Origin of the sequence: Streptomyces sp. NPDC008163 (assembly GCF_042956885.1) — a bacterium.
In the GTDB taxonomy this organism is placed as follows: Bacteria; Actinomycetota; Actinomycetes; order Streptomycetales; family Streptomycetaceae; genus Streptomyces; species Streptomyces drozdowiczii_A.
Genome location: NZ_JBIBHG010000012.1, coordinates 158,923 through 177,180 on the forward strand (window position 1 = coordinate 158,923; position 18,258 = coordinate 177,180).

Genomic DNA, 18,258 nt, shown 5'->3' on the forward strand with positions numbered 1-18,258 from the left:
GGGGCCGGCTCAGGCCCCCGCGGGCGCCGGGACCGGGGCGCTTTCCGGCTCCGGGGACGGCGTGCGGCGGGTGCGGCGCTCGGCCTGCGCGAGGTGCGCGATCACGTGCGAGTGAAAGCGGTCCACGGCGTTGTCGACGCTGCGGATGAACCCGGTCTCGGCGTTGCCCCGCGTGGCGCCCATGCTCTTGAAGAGGGAGAGCCGGAACCCGGTGATCCGGCTGCCGTCGCGGGGAAGGACGTCGCCCGGCTCCGGACGCAGGCGTTCCAGGGTGCCCCGCGGGCCGCTCTGGCCCTCGACCAGCGTCTCGACGTGCAGGTCGGCGGGTGCCTCGGCGAGCTGCCGCATCAGGCGCTTGGCCGACGTCAGCGGATAGGCCCCCTCGGGCACCGGGATCTCCACCGAGGTACGCAGCTTCCCGGTGCGCAGGTCGGCGACGATCGTGATGGTGCCGGGCGAGCCGTCCACCCGCAGTTCGGCGGCGAGCCGCCCCTCCTCGCAGAGCCGGTCGGCGTGCGCCGCGCGCCGGGAGAGGGCGGTGGTGCCGCGCTGGGTGCGCTGGACGGGCAGGGCCTTCTGCCCGAGCTCGCCGCCGATCCGCAGGCAGACCTGGCGGATGAGCCGCTCCCAGCTCTCCACGACCTCCACGGCGCGCGGGTCGCCCTGGCTGAGCGTCTCCTCGTCGATGCCGTTGCGCACGGGCACCCAGGAGGGGCCCATGTTCTGGAAGCCGTGGCAGCCGGAGTTCTCGTGCTGGAGGTAGTGCAGCAGTTCCTGGAGGAGCCACGCGTGGGCGGCGTTGCCGACGCCCTCGTGCCGGATGAGCATCTGGGCCTGGTGCGCCACCTCTGCCCACGACAGGTGCCACAGGGCCACCTTGTGCTTGCGCCGCCCGTCGGTCTTGACCTCGACCAGCGGGCTGCCCTCCAGCGCCACGTCGTTGGAGAGCGTGATCACCGCCTCGTAGCCGCGGCGGGCGGCGATGTCCATGTAGTTCTGGACCTGCTCCGACCTCAGCGCGTTCCCGTTGGTCTTCGTCTCCACGAGCGCGGTCCACAGCTTTCCCGCTCGCTCGACCCGGATCACCCCGTCGGGACGTTTCGGGGTCTCGCCGTGCGGGAGGGAGACCTCGGTGAAGGTCTGCATGCGCCCGGCGGGGGCCCCGAAGGCCGCGGTCAGCCGACGGCCGAACTCCGGCACCTGCGCCATCACGGACAGCAGCACGGAGGTCGCCCGGACCTCGCGCTCCTTGTCGCTCTTGAGGTTCGAGGCGGGGAAGAGCCGTGCGGCCCGCCAGGAGTCGTTCTCGGCGAGCGACTTCGTGGCGACGGCGGGCAGGGTCACCTTCTTCTTCGCCGTACGGGCGCGGGGCCGCTTGGGCGCGGGGGCGGCCGGCTGCTCTTCGGCCGCCGCGGTTTTCGGGCCGGGCTGCGCGGGAACGGCGGGGAGCGGCTGGGCGGCACCGGCGGACCCGACGGCGGTCGCGGCGCCTCCCCCGTCACCCGGGTCCGCAATCGCGTCCGCCGCCTCGTTCTCGCCCTCGTCGTCCACGTCGATGCCGAAGTCCGTGGCGAGGCCGGCGAGCCCGGTCTCGTAACCCTGGCCGACGGCCCGGTACTTCCACTCCGTACCGCGCCGGTACAGCTCGCCGAAGATGAAGGCGCTCTCCACGGACGCGTCGCCGATCGAGAAGCCGAGCAGCACCTCGCCGGACCGGTCGGCGACGGTCATCCGCAGGTCGTCCAGATCGCCGAAGCGGGAGCCGCCGTACCGGCTCGCGGCGACGACCAGGCGCTCCACGTCCTCGGGGACGGCGGTCAGGTCGAGGCTGATGCGGTCCTCGCTGCCGCCATCCGTCGGCGTCTTGCCCAGCAGGTGCACGCTGCCGTCGGCCGCGGAAGGGTTGTTGTAGTAGAAGAAGTCGGCGTCGCCGCGGACCTTTCCGCCGGCGTCCAGCAGGAGCACGGAGACGTCCGCGTCACCGTCCCCGGCGGTGCTGCTCCAGCTCAGACTCGCGATGACCGTGCCGGCATCGTCGCTGAGGTCCGCCAGCCCGACGTTGGCACCCTTGGTCATCTCACGCATGCAGTCCCCCAGACGCGCGGCCGCGTCGGGTCGCGCCCAGGCAACGGCAGCAGGTGGTTCCGTGACACAGCGCAACTCGCCGCACACGGGAGAACCGTATCGCCCGTATGGACCACTCGTGAAGGAATCGTGAAGTCCGATTGCGGTCCGCCCGGAGCCGGCGGGGCGGTCCCGCCGATATTGCGGGTCGCGCGCGGTGCGCTGATTGCTACCGTCGGTGCGACAACGCACCGACCCGTTCGCCGGACCAGAAGGATCTTCCTCATGCATGATGCCCGCGCCCTGATCGACATGGGTGCCGAAGCGGTACGCCGGCTCGCTCGTCGCGGTTACACGCTGGACCTGCCCGCACTGGAGGACCTCCAGTCCCGGCGCAACCAGAACATCCGCTCGGCCGACGAGCTGCGTGCGGAGTCCAAGCGGGTGGCGAGCGAGGTCCAGCAGACGGCACGTCAGGGCGGTGACATCACCAAGCTGAAGGAGCGGGCCCGCGAGCTGAAGGACGAGATCCGGGACATCGACGCGGACCAGGAGCAGGTCCAGGAGCAGCTGCGCGACCTTCTCCTGGGCATCCCCAACCTCCCCTCCGACGAGGCCCCGGACGGCGACAGCGACACCGACGCGGTCGAGGTCAGGCGCGTGGGCACGCCGCCGGTGTTCTCCTTCGAGCCGAAGGACCACGTCGACCTCGGCGAGGCGACGGGCATCCTCGACTTCGCCCGGGCGACCAAGCTCTCGGGCCCCCGCTTCGCGGTCACGCGCGGCGCGGGCGCGGCCCTGGAACGCGCCCTGGCGACCCTCTTCCTCGACCTGCACACCCGCCGCCACGGCTACGTGGAGCACTCGGTCCCGTACCTGGTCACCCGTAAGACGATGACCGGCACCGGACAGCTCCCGAAGTTCGAGGAGGACCTGTTCAAGACGGGTGTGGCCGATCGCGAGCTGTTCCTCATCCCGACGGCCGAGGTCCCGCTGACCAACCTGTACGCGGACGAGATCATCCCGCCCGCCGAGCTTCCCCTCGCCCTGACCGCGCAAACCCCGTGCTTCCGGTCCGAGGCGGGTTCGTACGGCCGGGACACCCGGGGCCTCATCCGCCAGCACCAGTTCTCCAAGGTCGAGATGGTGCGCATCGTGGACCCGGCGGAGGCCGACGCGGAGTTGGAGCGGATGGTCGGCCACGCCGAGGCGTGCCTGAAGGAGCTGGGCCTCGCCTACCGCGTGGTCATGCTCGCCGCCGGCGACACCGGCTTCTCGGCGCAGCTCACGTACGACATCGAGGTCTGGATCCCGAGCCAGAACACGTACCGCGAGATCTCCTCGGTCTCCAACTTCGGTACGTTCCAGGCCCGTCGCGCCCACATCCGCACCCGTGACGAGAACGGCAAGCCCAAGCTCGTCGCCACCCTCAACGGCTCCGGCCTCCCCATCGGCCGCACCCTGGCCGCCCTCCTCGAACAGTGCCAGCAGGAGGACGGCTCCCTCGTCCTGCCCGAGGCCCTGACCCCGTACCTCGGCTTCCACCGCATCGCGGCGGACGGGACGCCGGAGGCGTAACCGGTCCTCGCCTCAGCCGCCCGCCGCGTCGGCCTCGCGTCACAGCCGGCGGGCGGGCTGGGCGCGGGCCATGCCGTCGGCGAGTCCGGCGAGGACCGCCCCGGCCTCCGTGCGGCAGGACTCCGCCCGCTCCGTCTCGCCCGCACCCGCGTAGAGGTCCGCCAGGGCGTCGAGCGTGTAGGCCTGCCACTGGAGGTCGCCGAGCTGCCGGAAGGCGGCGAGGCTGTCCTCGTAATGCCGCACGGCCGCTTGAGCCTGGCCCATGGACTGGTGGAGGGCGCCGATCGCGTCCACGATGCGGGCGATTCCGCGCCGGTCGCCGTGGGCCCGCAGAAGGTCCACGGCGGCCTCGTACTGGGCGAGCGCCCGGTCGTACTGCTCCTGTTGGCGGTAGACGTCGCCCATGATGCGCAGCGTCCAGCCCAGGCCGCGGCTGTCGGCGATGCCGTCGAAGGTCTCCCGCGACTGGTTGAGCAGAGTCAGGGCGGCGTCCAGGTTGCCCGCGTCGATCTCCAGATCGGCGCGCATCTGGAGAACCCATCCGCGCGTCCGGGGGATACCGCAGGCATCCGCGACGTCCAGCGCTCTCGTCAGGTACGTGTGGGCCCGGTCGCGTTCGCCGCGTACCCGGTACAGCCAGCCGAGATTGGAAAGACAGTCGGCGGTGTCCGCCGGCTCGCCGCAGCGTTCGAAGATCGCCAGCGCGTCGAGCCCGTGCTGCTCGGCCTCGGACAACCGGCCCTGCAGCCGCCGCAGTACGGCGAGGTCGCGGAGGCTGACGCCTGCTCCCCACTCGTCGCCACCCGCTCTGCATGCCTCCAGCACGGCGTGCTGCGTCTGCTCCCAGTCACTCCACAGCGCCCGGGTGTCCTGGTACGCCGCGAGCAGACTCGCCAGCTCCGACGCCGCTGCGGTCATTCCGGCGTCCAGTGCCTCACGGACCACGCAGAGCAGGAACTCGTACTCGGCCGCCAGTTGCCGGAGAGCGTCCGGCTCCGTGACCGCATCGCCGTCTTCCGGTGGGGGCGACCAACGGGGAAATCCCGCGCTCGGCCGGTGACTTCCCGGCGCTATCCGGCGTTCGGCGCTGTCGGCCAGGTGCAGGCAGTGCCCGACGATCCGGCCGAGTTCGGCCCGGTGCGCCTCTCGGCCGAGGCCTTCGGCGGTGAGTAGTTCGACGGCGTAGTCCCGTACGAGGTCGTGGTAGCGGTACACGGACTCACCGGCGGCGTTGTTGCCCAGCCACTCCAGCATCTGGGCCGCGGCGAGTTCGTCCATGCACTCCTCCGCCCGCGTCCGCGTGCAGTCCATGGCCGCCTGCAAGGGCAGGACGGAGAAGGCCGGTGCGTCGCAGAGGGCTAGAAGCAGGAAGGCTCGCTGGTTTGCGGCGGGCTGTGCGTGGTAGCCGACGGCGATGCTGGCCCGGACATCGAGGCCGCCTGCCCGTAGTTCCCCGAGGCGCCGGTGCTGGGAAACCAGGCGGAGTGCGAAGTTCTCCAGCGGCCAGCCGGGCCGGCCCGCCAGGCGGGCGCCAGCGATGCGTACGGCCAGGGGGAGCAGACCACAGGCGTGCACGATCTGCGAGGCCGCCGTCGGCTCGGCGGCCACCCGGTCGAAACCCGCTAACTTGCCCAGCAACTCGACAGCCTGCGCGTGTTCGAGGGCGGTCAGCTCGAAGGACGTGCCGCCTTCGAGACCGGACAGCCGGGGCCGGCTGGTCACGATGACCAGAGACGTCGACGTGCCGGGGAGCAGCGGCCGGATCTGGGCCTCGTCCAGTGCGTTGTCCAGGACTATCAGCAACCGCAGGCCCGCTGTGCGCGACCGGAACAGCCGTGTGCGGTCGTCGAGGTCCTCCGGGATCGCGCTGGGATCGACCCCCAGGTCGCGCAACAGCACGGTCAGGACGTCGGCCGGTGCCCGCGGAGTCGTACCGGACGCGCCGCGCAGGTCCACATAGATCTGGCCGTCGGGGAAGTCGTGGGCCAGCTCGTGCCCGAGCCGTACGGCCAGCGCGGTCTTCCCGACCCCACCCCGGCCCCACAGCAGCACCATCCGCAACCGGCCGCGCCGTCCTGCCCCCCGCCGCCCGAGGTGACGGCGCCACCGGTCCGGCAGCCCGGGGCCGAGGACCTGTCTCCGGATGTGCTTGACCAGCTCCCACCTTCCGGTGAAGTGGTCGGGAATGGCCGGAAGCTGATGGGTCACCATGGGTGTGACCGGGCCGGACGCCGCACCACCGGCGCTGTTCCCCTGGAGAACGCCCGTCGCGAGAAGGCTGAACGCGGAGCCCAGCGCTCCCACCGCGGCACTCGCCCCGAGCACCCAGGGCTGTGGGGAGTGCACCGCGTTGAGCATGGCCGCGCAGGCCGCCGCACTCACCCAGGCGCATATGAGGCCCACAGTCCGTGTCCGGCGAAAAGTCCTGCGTGTGGTCATCGAACCGTCCCCTTCGAACCGGGCAGAGACCCTCCCCTTGGTGCGGAACCACGCTCGTGGGGCCTGGCGGACCGACCCGGAAGGCGCGCTGCGGGCCGGCGCCTCCGTGAGGCGCACCGCTCAGGCGTCCTGACGCCCCCGGGCCGAAGCGGGATCACGAGCGCCCGTCCCCGTCATGTGTATGTCCCCTCATTTGATCGCCGCGAAAACGGTCCAGCCCTTCGTGTCCCGCCAAGGCCCGCTGCCCTCGGCGAAGGCTCGTGCCGCCTCTTCCTCGAGCATCCGCACCATCCGGATGTGCCTGGCCGTACCTCGCTCCAGTCCGTAGAACACGAGCAGCGAGGCGGCGAGCGCGGCCAGCGGCCCGGGCTCGTGGAATATCAGCTCTCCCCGATACTCCACCTCCTCCACCACCGCACCGAAGGTCTCCTTCAGCCATGGGCGCAGGTTCTCCGAGTCAACGCGTGGGAACGACGGCAGGGCCGCCCCTCCGTCACTGACGCACCTGCGCAGGAGCCGGGACAGCCGAGGCGTCGTGCCCGGCATGTTCACCACGGCGACGAAGGCCCCGCCCGGACGTATCACCCGTCGTGACTCCTTCAGCGCCCGCTCCGGATCGGCGACGTGATAGAGCATGTGGCGCTCCAGCAGGCAGTCGACCGAGTCGTCGCGCAAGGGGAGTGCGCACGCGTCCCCCCGGAGCGCTTCGATGCCGCCGCCGCGCGTCTCGCGCACCGCCGCCGCGGACCGGTCCACCCCTATCAACTGTCCGGCGCCGTCCTCCCGGGCCCACTTCCGGAGCAGGTCTCCGGTGCCGCAGCCGACATCCACGACCGTCCCGCGCGCTCCGGTCCACCGGCGTGCCAGCTTCAACGTCACTTCGTCCACGGCGTCGGCCGGCGAACTGTAGGTCCTGTGCACGGCGCGACGGGTCCGCAACGCCCCCAGGTCCGCGTACTCATGCTCCACGAGGTTCAAGCGACCCCCCATACAAAGCCACGACCGGCTGCCCGGCCGTCCTCGGCCGGCGCCCACAGCGGACGCGATCGTGCACCGCTCGGTGGCCACACGGCCGCGCCGATCAGATCATTACCCTGTGTGACGCACTGGCCAAACCGGACGTGGCAGGTGTGACGCTTTCCCGGCGGGTCCGGCGCGAGACCGCCGGCAGCCTGTGGGCCGAGTCCGGCTACGTGTGCAAGGGCCGGAACAACGAGGGCAGACACAACGTCGAAGGGCCCCACCGCAAGCGGTGGGGCCCTTCGACGTATTGCCCGGTGAGAGCAATGGCGGAGGATACGAGATTCGAACTCGTGAGGGGTTGCCCCCAACACGCTTTCCAAATGTTCGCCTGGGGGTCCGACGGGGTGCGTGCCTGTCCTGACCTGGGGCGGAACATCTAATGTGACCCCGTGTGGACGGGCCCGGACGGGGGCGAATGAGACCAGAACTGAGACCAACTTCTCCCAGGCGGGCCCCCTGGTCAGAGGTCCCGGGCCCTGCCGGGCCGCCTGTGTAGGGGCCGTTGGTGGATCTGGATGTTCCTCCCCCCCCCCATGATGCTTGGCCGCTCTGGGCGGATTCCATGGCGCCTGTCGTTTCTTGAAGGGCATCATGAGGGCATGGCGAAGTCACGTAGACCTCACCCGCTGGCCAAACCGCGGAAGCGGCCTCCGGGATCGGGCCAGCGCGCCTCCTCCCGCCTGACCGCGACCAACAACCACGTCGCTCTGACTGCTGGGGGCAGCACCGCCCAGCCGCGCGGCCGCATCTACGCAGTTAGGCTGGAGTTCAGTTCCACCCCTTGTACGCGGTGCAATACGTATCTGCTCCGCGTACGGGCCAACTCATGGGTGTGTGAGGGTTGCCGACTGCATGAGTGGGCCGAGCGGAAGACCGCGTTGGTGCAGCGCCTTCGTGAAACGTCAGCGACCAAGGAGAAGGCATTTGCGTCCCTTGAGGAAGAGCGCGCAAGACTGAAGCGTCGGTACCAGGCAGCCGACAAACGGGCCAAGAACACCAGAGCCACAGGAGCCCAGCGCGGGGCAGCAGCTCTGGAATCGCGCCTGGTCCAAACGGTGCTGCGAGCGGCAGATGGCCGCGCTTAAGGTCATGTAGGGAACGGTCTCAGAATCGTCCAAAGTCGAGCAGTGCCGGCAGCCAGGTGCTGTGGATGGACTGGTGCCGTGAGCACTGTCGCACAGGGCAACCAAGGTTGGCGGATCGTCCTGCTCCCCAAGGGGTGGCTCACGTCTGTAGCGGTCAACGCGTCGCTCGATGAGCAGGATGCACGATGCGCGGCAGCAGTCGGGCTGGTTGACGGCGGGCATGACTGCATCTCTTGCGGGTTCGTTTTCCCCTGCTTGGCGCCGCCAAATGCCGGGCCCCTGTGGCGGCGGGTTTCGTGACGGGTATCGATGCGACATGGGCCGAGGTCTACGATCAGATCGGACGTGCTGATGGGCGGGCGGGCTGACGATAGGGCAGCTGCGCGCTGGAGATGCGAGGGGGTCGCCTTGGCCACGTTGGGTCATATGAAGGAGCGCACAGTCGGCTTCTATGAAGTTGTTGTGGTCCAAGACGGAGTGGCCAAACGAGCCGCGAACCGGATGGATTGGGATGGCGCGCTTTCCGACGTTGCTCGGGCAGATGTTGCGGCTCGATCCTTCGAGGGCGACTCGCACATGGTGGGGACTGTCGCCACTTACGACATGCAGGACCACTTGCTGCTGCACCGAGTGAAGGATGCGGGTGAGTGGCTGTCGGTGGTGAACTGGGACACGGGTGATCTGCGAGAACTGGAACAGTCCGCGCAGGAGGGATACGTGGACACTTCGGTGATCTGCTTCCTTCCCTTCGGGAACGTCATTGGGATCATGCAGGGCGGCGTCTCCGCTCCTAGCCACAAGGCCCTGGAAACCTGGCTGAACGGGATCCAGCTGTTCCCTGGCTACCAGCTGCAGGTTCGGCCGGTCGTCGCGCATGCAGAGATGGAGCGGTTGAAGACCGCTTCCGGCGCCAGTCGCGTAGAAGTCAAGATTATGGCCAACAAGATGGGCGCCTTGGAGGAGCGCCGGGGCGGACTTGCGCGCACACTTCGTGTGGCGGGCGAAGCGTACGGGGAGATCAGCGTGACAATGATCATTTCCGTTCCGAAGAAGAAGGAACTTCGGGAGCACCGTGAGCACCTCCTCGCTGATCTTGAGGAAATCTCGGATGTGGTCACCGGAGCCGAGCGGGCGCGCGCGCGGCTGGTCTACTCAGATCCGGGCGGGCCGGAGCATACGCGCCTCGTTGAACTGGTCGAACACAGCATCACGGCTAAGAAGCGCGTGCCAGCCACTGATGGTGAGGGCAACTCGATCCGGATCGTGTCAGCGGTAGATGCGATCCTGGCAGCAGCCATCGAGCACGAGGATGCCCTGCGGTTGGCGGTCGATGCAGGGGACTCGTGACCTGGGCGATGAACTGGGGGGCACGTGAGTGTGCGTACGAGCATCGAAGATCGCTGGGCCGCCTACCTGTGGATCGACTACCTCCTCGCAGCTCTGGCCGTCGGAGTTCACATCTTCGTCATATGGAGTACCGGGTCGTCGGATTGGCTCTCGTGGATTGATTCGGGGCAGCGCACCGATCTGTACGCTACGGCCGCTGGCGTGGTGTCAGCCATCGGCGGTCTGAGTGCTATCGCCGTCTCGCTCTACACCGCCGCCAACGGCGAACGGCTGCGGGCGGTGCGCGCACAACATCACAAGGAGCTCAGGCGCAGCTGGCGCAGTTTGATCCAGAGCACTGCGCTCTGCTGTCTGTTGTTGTTGATCTCCCTGGCGCTTGACAGAGAGACGGATCCTCTTTCCTGTCGCTTCTTGTTCGAGTACACCATGGTGTTTGCTTCGCTTCGCTTCATGCGGCTGGTCTGGTTGTTCGATCGCATGATGCAGGTTTCAGACGCGGACCTGGTCCGCGAAGAGCAGACGACAACTCCTGTTAGGGACCCGGCCTGGCTGCGCCGGCGGGAAGGGGCCCGGCGCTGAAGGTACCGTGTGCCGGGGTCTGCGGTGTGGCCAGGCTGTGCGCCCTCGGTGCTCACCTAGCTGGAGGTGGATGGGTGGCAAACCGTCCAGCAATGGGCGGCCATGCAGTCCCGATCTCCGTTCCCACGAGTAGCGACAGCCACGTGTTTTGCGGCACCCTCGCCCGATTCAGATAGGTCCCGACCAACTGCTGCCCTCAGCCTGCCAGCCGCTGTTGAGTGCTCGGTGACGGTATCGGTCAAAGGGGCAATCTTTCGACCCGCAAGTGCTGGTCGCCACGGGCTTGGTGGCGGGCCAGACGTAGCGACTGACCGGAGGCCGTCCTACTGGGACTGACTTCTGAGGCGGGGTGTCGCTCGTTGAGGTGTGGGAAGAAGCCGGAGTTCGCCGAAGCGCCAGGGGACCTTCGCGGCGGTGACGAATGCGGCGGGGCCTTCTGGGATGTGCGTGAGGACGCCCAGGAAGAGGGTATGGGAGACCGCCAGGAGGGGGCCGTGGCGTTGGGCGGTGTGGTGGAGGAAAGTGGCGCAGTGGCGGGCGCGGGTGTGGAGGTCGGTGAGGCTTTCGCCGTCTTCGCAGCGTAGAGACGGGTTGGCGTGGCGTCGGGCCCGCCAGGCGCGATAGGCGGGCGGGTAGGTCTCGGCGCTGCGGCCGAGGACGATGCTCGGGGCGCGCCACTCGGCGAGGAGGCCGGAGGTGGCCACGATCGGCAGGCCCGTGAGGTGCGAGACGAGGGTGGCGGTCTGGCGGGCACGGGGAATCGGGCTGGTGACGATCGCGCTGATGCCCTGGGGGAGGGGGAGCGAGCGGCACACCTGGTTGCGGCCCTCCATGGTGAGAGCGGCCTCGTGTGGGGCGTGGTAACCGGGGCGGTGGCCCTCGTAGGCGCCGTGGCGCATGAGCCAGATGTCAGCCAAGGATCCAGCCTCCGTCGACGCGCAGGGTCTGGCCGGTGATGAAGCCGGCGTCCTCAGTGGCGAGGAAGGCGACGGCCGCGGCGACGTCTTCCGGTCGGCCCCGGCGTTGGACGCACTGGCGGGCGAGCTGGCGGACGGTCATGGCTTCCGGGTCGTCGACGACGGCGTCTTCGGCGGGGACGCGGATGGAGCCGGGAGCGACGCAGTTCGCGGTGACGCCGGCGGGGCCGAGTTCGCGGGCGAGGGCGCGGGTGAGTCCTTCGAGGCCGGCCTTGGCACTGATGTAGCCGGCGAGCTCGTGGCGGCCCGCAGCGGCGAGGACGGAGCCGATCGTGATGATCCGGCCCCAGCCGGCTGCCGTCATGCCGGGGGTGAGTTCGTGGGCGAGGAGATAGTGGCTGGTCAGGTTGGTGGCCAGAGTGTCCTCCCAGTGGGTCGGTGTCGTCTCCGGCCACGATTGGCGCGGGTAGGCGCCGGCGTTGCTGACCAGGATCTCCACCGGGCCCAGGGCCTCTTGGGCTCGACTGCACAGGGACCGTACGGCCTCGGCGTCTCGAAGGTCTGCCGAGAGGGAGATGCAAGAGGGGAGGGAGGCTGAGAGCTCTCCTGCCGTTCGGTCGTCGTCGAAGTGGGCGAGCGCGATGGTGGCGCCGTCGGCTGCGAGGCGGCGGGCGATGGCCGTGCCGAGGCCGCCGGTGGCTCCGGTGACCAGGGCGGTGCGGCCGTTCAGGGGGCCGGGCATGCCGACTCCAGGGGGCAGAAGTAGGTGGCGGGGTCGAAGGCGGGGCTCATCGCTTCGGCGAGCCGGGTGAGGAGGACGAGTCGGTCCGCTGGGGCCAGGTCGGCGAGGTTGTAGACGCCGAGGATGCGCATGGCCAGGTAGGGGCGGAGAAGGTTCGCGAGGTCCGCACCGGGCCAGAGACGGTCGGCGACCGGCCGTACGAGCTGGTTCCAGTACGTGGTCACGGCGGCACGCCGGGGAGCCGCGAGCCGTGGGGCGTAGTCGATGCGGATGGTGCTCGTGGTGTGCTCGATGTCCGCTCGTCGGATCTCGGGGGTGTTGTCCGGGACGCGGGCGAACGTGGCGGGGTGGTCGGCGAAGGCCGCCGGGTTGTACATGGGCACGAGCCAGCCGCCGAGGGCGGAGGCGTACCAGAGGAAGTTGGCGAACTCACCGGGGATGCTGTTCATCCCGGCGGTGTCGTAGTCGAACCAAGCGAGCGGGTGGGCGAGGTTGACGTCGGTGGGATCGCCCTGGGTGAGAGCTGCCCAGACCGGCTCGGTCGCGTCGAAGTGGGCCCGGAGCCAGCGGAGGGTGGCAACCCAGTCCAGGTGGTGCCGAAGGCCGTTGATGTTCAGGGTGTAGGTGTCGAGGCGGGAGACCAGGACGTCGATGAGGCCGTCGGCGATCGGGAAGTCCCTACCGCCGTAGTACTCGTCGAGTCGGCCGCCGGGGGCCGCACGGTCCCAGTACAGCTTGCGTACCACGCGTGTCGGGTCGGTGGGCCTCGCCGTCGCGAGGATGGCCTCGCGGTACGCGGCGGTGAGTTGATCCAAGTACGCGCGGAGGCCGTCGCTCGCCTGGCTCGCGTTGAGGAGGTCGAGCAGGAGCCCTCGGTCAGTGCCGCCGGGCAGACGTTCGTACGCGAGAAGCCGACCGCCCGGCACACGCAGGTGGGCGTGGAGAGTAGGCACCCGGTAGTGCTGGGCCAGACGTGCGTGCCCGCTAACCTCGGCGAGGCTTCCCACCGGGTCGCGCGTGTACTTCAGGAGCAACGGGCGGCCGAGGAGGTCGACGGGGCAGAGCAGGTTGCGAGTGAAGCGCCGCACCGGGCCGAGCCGCAGAGGGCTGCGGAGGGTCATGGCCGCACCCCGTTGAGCAGGTCGAGGCACACTCGGGCCAGTTCGGCGGGCGGGAAGGCGTCCATGTGCATGTCGACGTCCGGGGGAATGGCGTCTCGGACGGGGCAGAGGTCGCCCTGGTGCATGCGGTCGGACAGGTCGGTGGCGACGGCGTGGTGGTGGGGGAGCCCGGTGCGCCACTTGCTGTGGCTGTGGCGCGCGTACAGGCCGATGACGGGCCTCTCGGGACTGCGCGTCATCGCGGCGAGGTGGGTGAGGCCGGTGTCGTTGCCGACGACCAGGTCGCAGTGCGGGAAGAGATCGGCGAGCTGGTCGGCCGGCACCCCGTCCAGGTGGAGCACCTGAACGTGGCGTCGAGGGGCTTCTGCGCTGACGCGAAGGCCGATTTCCGCGTTGCCGCCGATGAGCAGCAGCCGGGCCCGTGCTTGCTGGGCTTCGGCGACTTGCTCGGCGAGGGCGATGTACCGCTGGGCGGTGTAGTCCTTGCGCTCCGGCCAGCTGGTGGCGGTGATGGCGGCGATGATCAGGCCGCCCAGCCAGCCCACCGATCGCAGCTCCTCCACGAGATCATTCGGGCCGGTCGCGAGGGTCGGCGCGAAGGGAGCCGTGCCGGGCAGGCGGATGCCTAGGCGGCGTTCCAGCGCCAGGTAGTGGCGGGCTGGCAGGTCCGGGTGGGCGCGGCCGTCGCTCGACCAACAGGGCGGGGCCGCTGGATCGAGTACCAGGCTCACCACGGCTTCGGAGCCGTGCGCCTCGATCCTCGCGCGGTCTCCGATCACAGCGCGTCGACCGTGGGGCGTGGTGACTGGGGGTTGAGTGATCAGCCCGGTCCGGGCGATCAGCCCTGCGTACGGCCCCACCGCCCGGACGGACGTACGAACAGACCGCAGCCGCAGCCAGTCGAGCACCGCGCGTACCCCCGACAGGGCGAGGAGGGTGTCTCCGAGCTTCCCCTCGAAGGCCACCACGACCTCGCCGCACCCGCTCAGGCGGTGGACGAGCTCGGCGGAGGCAGTCAGCGGGAGCGGCGCGCCGAGGGGGACGCTGCCACGGTCGTACCCCAGCGGGGTGGTGTGGACGGCCCCGGCGGGGACGACCACGGAACCATGGTGGAACCGGACCCCTGGCGGCGCGACCGAGCTCACGCCGGACCGTCGATCGTGGTGAGCGCGACCAGCGGCAGCTCCAGCTCGTCGAGCAGGGCGCGGGCTCCGCGCGTGGTGTCCTCCACCAGGCAGGCCGCCGCCAGCGGGACGGCGCCGGCCTCGCGGAGGCGGCGGGTGAGGTCGGCCAGGGTCCGACCGGTGGTGATCTCGTCGTCCACGATGACGATGCGCTGTCCCGGAGCGATGCCGTAGGCGAAGACGTCGGTGCGCATGGCGTGCGGCTCGCAGAAGCGGACCGCGCCGTCCAGGGGGAGGTGCAGCTTCCAGGCGATCTTGTAGGGGAGGCGGGCGGCGTCGGCCAGGGAGACGGTGGGCAGGATGCCGCCCGCGTCCAGGCCCAGGAGGAAGTCCACGGAGCCGGCGCCCTCCGGCAGCTGCTTCTGGAGCAGACGCCACAGATCGGCCCCCGTGCTGGCGAGGGTGTCGGGATGCACCGGGCTTTCCAGGCCGTCCAACGAGTGGATGACCCGCTCGCGGCGGCTCGTGGCTCCGACGCTGAGCCGCTTGACGATTCGGGCGGAGAAGGGCGGCACGGTGAGGGTTTCGGGCATGACGAAGCTCCTGTCGGTGGAGAGGGGAGAAGGAGAGGTGCCTGGTTCAGGCGGCGAGCTGGAGGGCGTACCAGGTGAGGAGCTGGTCGACCGCCGCGGTGACGGGCTTGAGCACGAGCTCGGTGTCACCGGTACGCCAAGCGTTCGCGACCTCGGCCAGAGGAGGGACCGCGAGGGCCGTCAGACCCGGCATCCGGGAGGCGGCGGCGAGGATCCGGTCGGGGCCGGACTCCCACTGGTTGTGCTCGCGCAGGAGAAGTCGGCAGGCGAGCACGAGGTGCTTGTAGAGCTGCCGCAGGGCGGGCGCCCCCTCCGCAGTACGCAGACGGCGCATGGTGAGCATGACCTGGGGCAGTTCGCGGACGGCGGCGAACGCGAGCTCGTCCCGGCTGATCGTTGGCAGTTCGAGGTCGGATGCCGCTTGCAGGACGGGGCTGCCCTGCTGGAGCTGGTGAAGGACGAAGGCCAGGCGCGGAGTGAGGCGTCGGGCGGTCAGTTCTCCGGGCGTGACGAGGGTGGGGCCGAGAGAGGCCGCATTGCCGAGGGCCGTCCGGTACTGCTCCAGGGCCTCTTGGATGCCGCCGCTGACCTCGTGCTCGGCGATCACCATGAGGTCCAGGTCGGACCAGCCGGCGATCCAGGTTCCCTCTCCGGGGCTTCCGGTCAGGGCGACGAGCCGGACGCCGGGTCCGTACGCCCGCACCGCGTCCGTGAAGTCGGCCGTCGCCGCCGCGACTGCTGCCGGAAGACCGAGCCCGTACGGGGTGGCCACGCGCAGCCGAGTCGTGGAGGGCGGGGCGGCGATGCGCCGGAGGCGGGCGCGAAGGGCTGCGATGCCGCCGGTGTTGTCGATGACGTGGTCGGCCAGAGCGGCGACCTGATGGGCGCCGCGGCTCATCTTGATCTCGTCCTTCGCGGCGACAGCCTGGGCCGGAGTGCCGGACCGCTCGACGCGTACGGCGAAGGGAGCGTCCAGGTAGACGATCTGGAGCGTGTCGCCCATGAGCTGCTTGAGCTCGGCGATCGAGGCATCGTCGTGGACGGACTCGATGGTGAACAGCTTTGTGTCGACGTGGGCGTCCGCGAAGCGGTTCAGCTCACCAAGGAGCAGTTCGGCCTGCCGACGGGCCGAGAGTGCGTACGGGTCCGCGAGCCCTTCCCGATGGGCTGCCTGCCGTAACAGAAAGCCGATCTTGAGACGTTGGGCGCCGCAGGTCCGCTGGACGAACTGTGCGCTGGTGCTCTTCCCGCACTCGCTCAGCCCACCGAAGGCGAGTACCTGGCGCAGATGGCGACTCGGCGTGATCTCCGCCGGAGCGACGTCCTCTCGCCCGTACAGCTTGAAGCGGGCCGGCACGGGGAGCCGACGACGGCCGGCGACGACATCGGAGACCAGCGCGTCGAGGGCGGCGCACAGCTCCTCACGTTGCCCGTGAAGGGCCGGGACACGTCGCGCGGCCAGCTCGTCGCGGCTCGCCGCACGCTCGCTGTGCCAGATCCGCAGCGTCAGCACCGACATGCGGTCCACGACGGAGGCGAGCGTCTCGGTGTGCAGCGGCACATCGGCACGGCCCGCGTCCACCAGCGAGCCGAGGACTTCGTCGGCGCGCTCGGCGAGAGCGTTGCGTTCGGCGTTGAGCTGGTCGATCTCTCGCTTGCAGTCGGCGACCTGGGCGGCGGAGAGCAACGTACTGCGCACCCGGTCCTCGGTGTCCCACAGACGCCCGTTGACGGTGTGGAGCCGGGTGACGGTGTCGTCCAGGCGGTGCCGGTCCTTGTCCTGGAGGGTGGCCATGGCGCGGGTGAGCCCCGGAGGCAGCACCAAGGGCGGGGAGTTCTGAGTCATCGGGGACTCCCGTCGGTGAGTGGGGTGAGGCCAAGGTGATCGAGTACGTCGCAGTGCACGTCGTCCAGGGAGCGGTTCTCGCAGTCCACGACGGCGGTGTACGTGCCGTGGCCGACCTGGTGAAGCAGAACAGCGTGCAGTGTCTTCTGGTAGGCTGGGTAGATCCCGGTCCACGGGCGGCCCTCGCGGGCGCTGGTGATGGCGTAACTGCGCTCGGCGTCGAAGGACGCGAGCAGCAGCACCGAGGTCTCCGATGCGGTGGCGCGCGAACCGGCTATTTCCGTCACGGTCTTGAACGCCTCGCCTACCGTCAGCCCGTCCTTGACCACGCATGTCGCGGTGGCCACAGCGAGGAGCATGGGCAGGCCACGGTCCAGCAGTCCCGTACGACCGGGCTCGCGTGCGACGGCTCGCCTGGCGTGACCGACGAGCAGCATCTCCGTCAGCTCGACCGTCGTGGACGTCTCGAACCACCACCGGGCGTAGTCGCCGGCGGCTACCCGCGCCCACGGCTCGGGATCGTGCTCGTGGATGGCGCCCAACGGCTGAAAGACGTGGCGACGCCCGGCCAGCCGATCGAGGTGAGTCGTCTTGCCGACGTTGTCAGGGCCGTTGAGGCTGACGAAGTCCGATAACCGCACCATCGCTCATGCCTCGCGGATCGGTGTGTCGAGGACGGAGGTGATCGCGGCGGTGTTCGTGGCGATGAACTCGGCCAACTCCGGCGGCATCAGGTTCAGCTCACGGACGGCCTGGGCGGTGAAGGGCACCCGGACCACCTCGTACCCGCCCCGCTCCGGCTTGTCGAACTCGGTGCCCGTCCGTGCGGCCAGGTCCATCGATTCCAGGCGCGCCGCGAAGATGTGCTGGACTCCGACGCCTCCCTCAAGCGCGTCGGTGATGAGGTGCACGAGCTCGGCGCGCTTCAGCTTGCCGCCCAGCTCCTCGAACACCTCCCGGTGCAGTGTCGCCTCGATGGTCGCGTCCTCTTCCTCGACGCCTCCGCCGACCGATACCCAGTACGGCTCCCTGCCGGGCTTGGTGCGCTTGATGAGGACCAGTTCGTCGCCGTCGAGAAGGATGGCGCGGGCGTTGCGCTTGACGATGTCGGTCATGCCGTTTGCTCCTTGGGTGTGTAACCGGAGAGAACGGGCGGAGGGGCGCCTTTTGGCTGTGGCCACTTTCCCCGGTTCGTGAATACAGCATGGTGCAAACTGATCGCTGAGTGTGACGCACGGGTGCTGCGGCAATGCCGCAGTAATGCCGAACAGGACTGCTCGCACAGGGTGTTTCGGCGTTTCACCAGGTGACGGACGGGGGGTACGACGGTGGTGACTGTGCAGAGATGGTCCGGCCGCGAAGCACGGCTGCTGCGCGAAGCCCTTCGCATGAGCCTGCGTGACTTCGCCGCCTACCTCGGAGTCAGCGACCGAACCGTGTCGAACTGGGAGGGTGGTGGCGCGGGTTACCAGCCGCGTGCCGAGTCTCAGGCTGTGCTCGACACCGCGCTCGACCATGCGTCGGACGACGCGCAGGCGCGTTTCGCGGCGGCACTGGGAACAAGCGGCGCTGCGCCGTCCGTGGCAGGCCGCATCGAAGTCGACTCTCACAAGTTCCTGCCAGTTTTCATCGGCGTCGAGCGCGCCGGCCGCCTCCGTGCACACATGAGACCGAGTGAGCACGGCGAGTGGCTGGAGTCCCCGACGAGTGGTAGCTGGTGCGCATGATGGACCCAGCAGGGCCCCGACCGGACAGGTCGGGGCCCTGCTGGGTTCTTCTTCACTTTGCGCCGAAGTGCGC

The 18,258-nt window shown here is 69.6% G+C and carries 14 protein-coding genes and 1 pseudogene; 4 read left to right on the top strand and 11 right to left on the bottom strand.

What is annotated here, in order from left to right:
* Positions 1 to 9 precede the first annotated feature (9 nt).
* Positions 10 to 2,085, bottom strand: coding sequence for a TerD family protein (locus tag ACFZAT_RS25760; RefSeq protein WP_391267549.1), 2,076 nt, complete (start codon positions 2,083 to 2,085; stop codon positions 10 to 12).
* Positions 2,086 to 2,349: 264 nt separating this feature from the next.
* On the opposite strand from ACFZAT_RS25760, the gene serS reads away from it, so the two are divergent.
* Positions 2,350 to 3,642 carry a serine--tRNA ligase gene (serS, locus tag ACFZAT_RS25765; protein WP_391267551.1) on the top strand — a complete coding sequence of 431 codons (1,293 nt, stop codon included), beginning with the start codon at positions 2,350 to 2,352 and terminating at the stop codon, positions 3,640 to 3,642.
* A 39-nt stretch (positions 3,643 to 3,681) separates the two neighbouring features.
* On the opposite strand, the gene ACFZAT_RS25770 is transcribed toward serS, so the two are convergent.
* Together ACFZAT_RS25770 and ACFZAT_RS25775 are read right to left on the bottom strand one after the other, a co-directional pair.
* Positions 3,682 to 5,988 (bottom strand): tetratricopeptide repeat protein, encoded by a 2,307-nt coding sequence (locus tag ACFZAT_RS25770; RefSeq protein ID WP_391267553.1) that lies wholly within the window; start codon positions 5,986 to 5,988, stop codon positions 3,682 to 3,684.
* Positions 5,989 to 6,270: 282 nt separating this feature from the next.
* On the bottom strand, positions 6,271 to 7,050 hold the full coding sequence (locus tag ACFZAT_RS25775; protein ID WP_391267749.1) for a methyltransferase domain-containing protein: 780 nt from the start codon (positions 7,048 to 7,050) through the stop codon (positions 6,271 to 6,273).
* A gap of 1,565 nt (positions 7,051 to 8,615) precedes the next feature.
* Here ACFZAT_RS25775 and ACFZAT_RS25780 point away from each other — a divergent pair.
* Both ACFZAT_RS25780 and ACFZAT_RS25785 read left to right on the top strand, forming a co-directional pair.
* The gene (locus ACFZAT_RS25780; protein WP_391267555.1) at positions 8,616 to 9,536 is read left to right on the top strand and encodes a hypothetical protein; all 921 of its coding nucleotides are present in this window, start codon (positions 8,616 to 8,618) and stop codon (positions 9,534 to 9,536) included.
* 30 nt (positions 9,537 to 9,566) lie between these two features.
* Positions 9,567 to 10,115 (top strand): hypothetical protein, encoded by a 549-nt coding sequence (locus ACFZAT_RS25785; RefSeq protein WP_391267556.1) that lies wholly within the window; start codon positions 9,567 to 9,569, stop codon positions 10,113 to 10,115.
* A gap of 323 nt (positions 10,116 to 10,438) precedes the next feature.
* Here the strand turns inward: ACFZAT_RS25785 and ACFZAT_RS25790 are convergent, their stop codons facing one another.
* Genes ACFZAT_RS25790 through ACFZAT_RS25825 form a run of 8 tightly spaced genes read right to left on the bottom strand, consistent with a single transcriptional unit; the run spans position 10,439 to position 17,573 of the window.
* Positions 10,439 to 11,032, bottom strand: a complete 594-nt coding sequence (locus tag ACFZAT_RS25790) for a histidine phosphatase family protein (RefSeq protein WP_391267557.1) — start codon at positions 11,030 to 11,032, stop codon at positions 10,439 to 10,441.
* Positions 11,025 to 11,774, bottom strand: a complete 750-nt coding sequence (locus ACFZAT_RS25795; protein ID WP_391267559.1) for an SDR family oxidoreductase — start codon at positions 11,772 to 11,774, stop codon at positions 11,025 to 11,027. Before ACFZAT_RS25795 ends, ACFZAT_RS25790 begins: the two co-directional genes overlap by 8 nt.
* Positions 11,759 to 12,895, bottom strand: a complete 1,137-nt coding sequence (locus ACFZAT_RS25800) for a hypothetical protein (protein ID WP_391267560.1) — start codon at positions 12,893 to 12,895, stop codon at positions 11,759 to 11,761. The genes ACFZAT_RS25795 and ACFZAT_RS25800 overlap by 16 nt, the downstream gene beginning before the upstream one ends.
* Positions 12,892 to 13,995 (bottom strand): glycosyltransferase family 9 protein, encoded by a 1,104-nt coding sequence (locus ACFZAT_RS25805; RefSeq protein WP_391267561.1) that lies wholly within the window; start codon positions 13,993 to 13,995, stop codon positions 12,892 to 12,894. The genes ACFZAT_RS25800 and ACFZAT_RS25805 overlap by 4 nt, the downstream gene beginning before the upstream one ends.
* Before the next feature lie 41 nt (positions 13,996 to 14,036).
* Positions 14,037 to 14,612, bottom strand: a complete 576-nt coding sequence (locus ACFZAT_RS25810; protein ID WP_391267562.1) for a phosphoribosyltransferase family protein — start codon at positions 14,610 to 14,612, stop codon at positions 14,037 to 14,039.
* Positions 14,613 to 14,658: 46 nt separating this feature from the next.
* A complete protein-coding gene (locus tag ACFZAT_RS25815) occupies positions 14,659 to 16,458 on the bottom strand; it encodes a DUF4254 domain-containing protein (protein WP_391267563.1) in 1,800 nt (599 codons plus the stop codon).
* Positions 16,455 to 17,102 carry a hypothetical protein gene (locus ACFZAT_RS25820; protein WP_391267564.1) on the bottom strand — a complete coding sequence of 216 codons (648 nt, stop codon included), beginning with the start codon at positions 17,100 to 17,102 and terminating at the stop codon, positions 16,455 to 16,457. Before ACFZAT_RS25820 ends, ACFZAT_RS25815 begins: the two co-directional genes overlap by 4 nt.
* Before the next feature lie 3 nt (positions 17,103 to 17,105).
* A complete protein-coding gene (locus ACFZAT_RS25825) occupies positions 17,106 to 17,573 on the bottom strand; it encodes an NUDIX domain-containing protein (protein ID WP_391267565.1) in 468 nt (155 codons plus the stop codon).
* 213 nt (positions 17,574 to 17,786) lie between these two features.
* Between ACFZAT_RS25825 and ACFZAT_RS25830 the strand changes: the two are divergent.
* A pseudogene (locus ACFZAT_RS25830) lies at positions 17,787 to 18,167 on the top strand (helix-turn-helix domain-containing protein); the annotation flags it as partial.
* Between the last annotated feature and the right edge of the window lie 91 nt (positions 18,168 to 18,258).

Bases quoted from the DNA above. Each gene is read 5' to 3' on its own strand.
- ACFZAT_RS25795 (WP_391267559.1), bottom strand. From the start codon at position 11,774: ATGCCCGGCCCCCTGAACGGCCGCACCGCCCTGGTCACCGGAGCCACC.
- ACFZAT_RS25810 (WP_391267562.1), bottom strand. From the start codon at position 14,612: ATGCCCGAAACCCTCACCGTGCCGCCCTTCTCCGCCCGAATCGTCAAG.
- ACFZAT_RS25800 (WP_391267560.1), bottom strand. From the start codon at position 12,895: ATGACCCTCCGCAGCCCTCTGCGGCTCGGCCCGGTGCGGCGCTTCACT.
- ACFZAT_RS25780 (WP_391267555.1), top strand. From the start codon at position 8,616: ATGAAGGAGCGCACAGTCGGCTTCTATGAAGTTGTTGTGGTCCAAGAC.
- ACFZAT_RS25760 (WP_391267549.1), bottom strand. From the start codon at position 2,085: ATGCGTGAGATGACCAAGGGTGCCAACGTCGGGCTGGCGGACCTCAGC.
- ACFZAT_RS25820 (WP_391267564.1), bottom strand. From the start codon at position 17,102: ATGGTGCGGTTATCGGACTTCGTCAGCCTCAACGGCCCTGACAACGTC.
- serS (WP_391267551.1), top strand. From the start codon at position 2,350: ATGCATGATGCCCGCGCCCTGATCGACATGGGTGCCGAAGCGGTACGC.
- ACFZAT_RS25815 (WP_391267563.1), bottom strand. From the start codon at position 16,458: ATGACTCAGAACTCCCCGCCCTTGGTGCTGCCTCCGGGGCTCACCCGC.
- ACFZAT_RS25825 (WP_391267565.1), bottom strand. From the start codon at position 17,573: ATGACCGACATCGTCAAGCGCAACGCCCGCGCCATCCTTCTCGACGGC.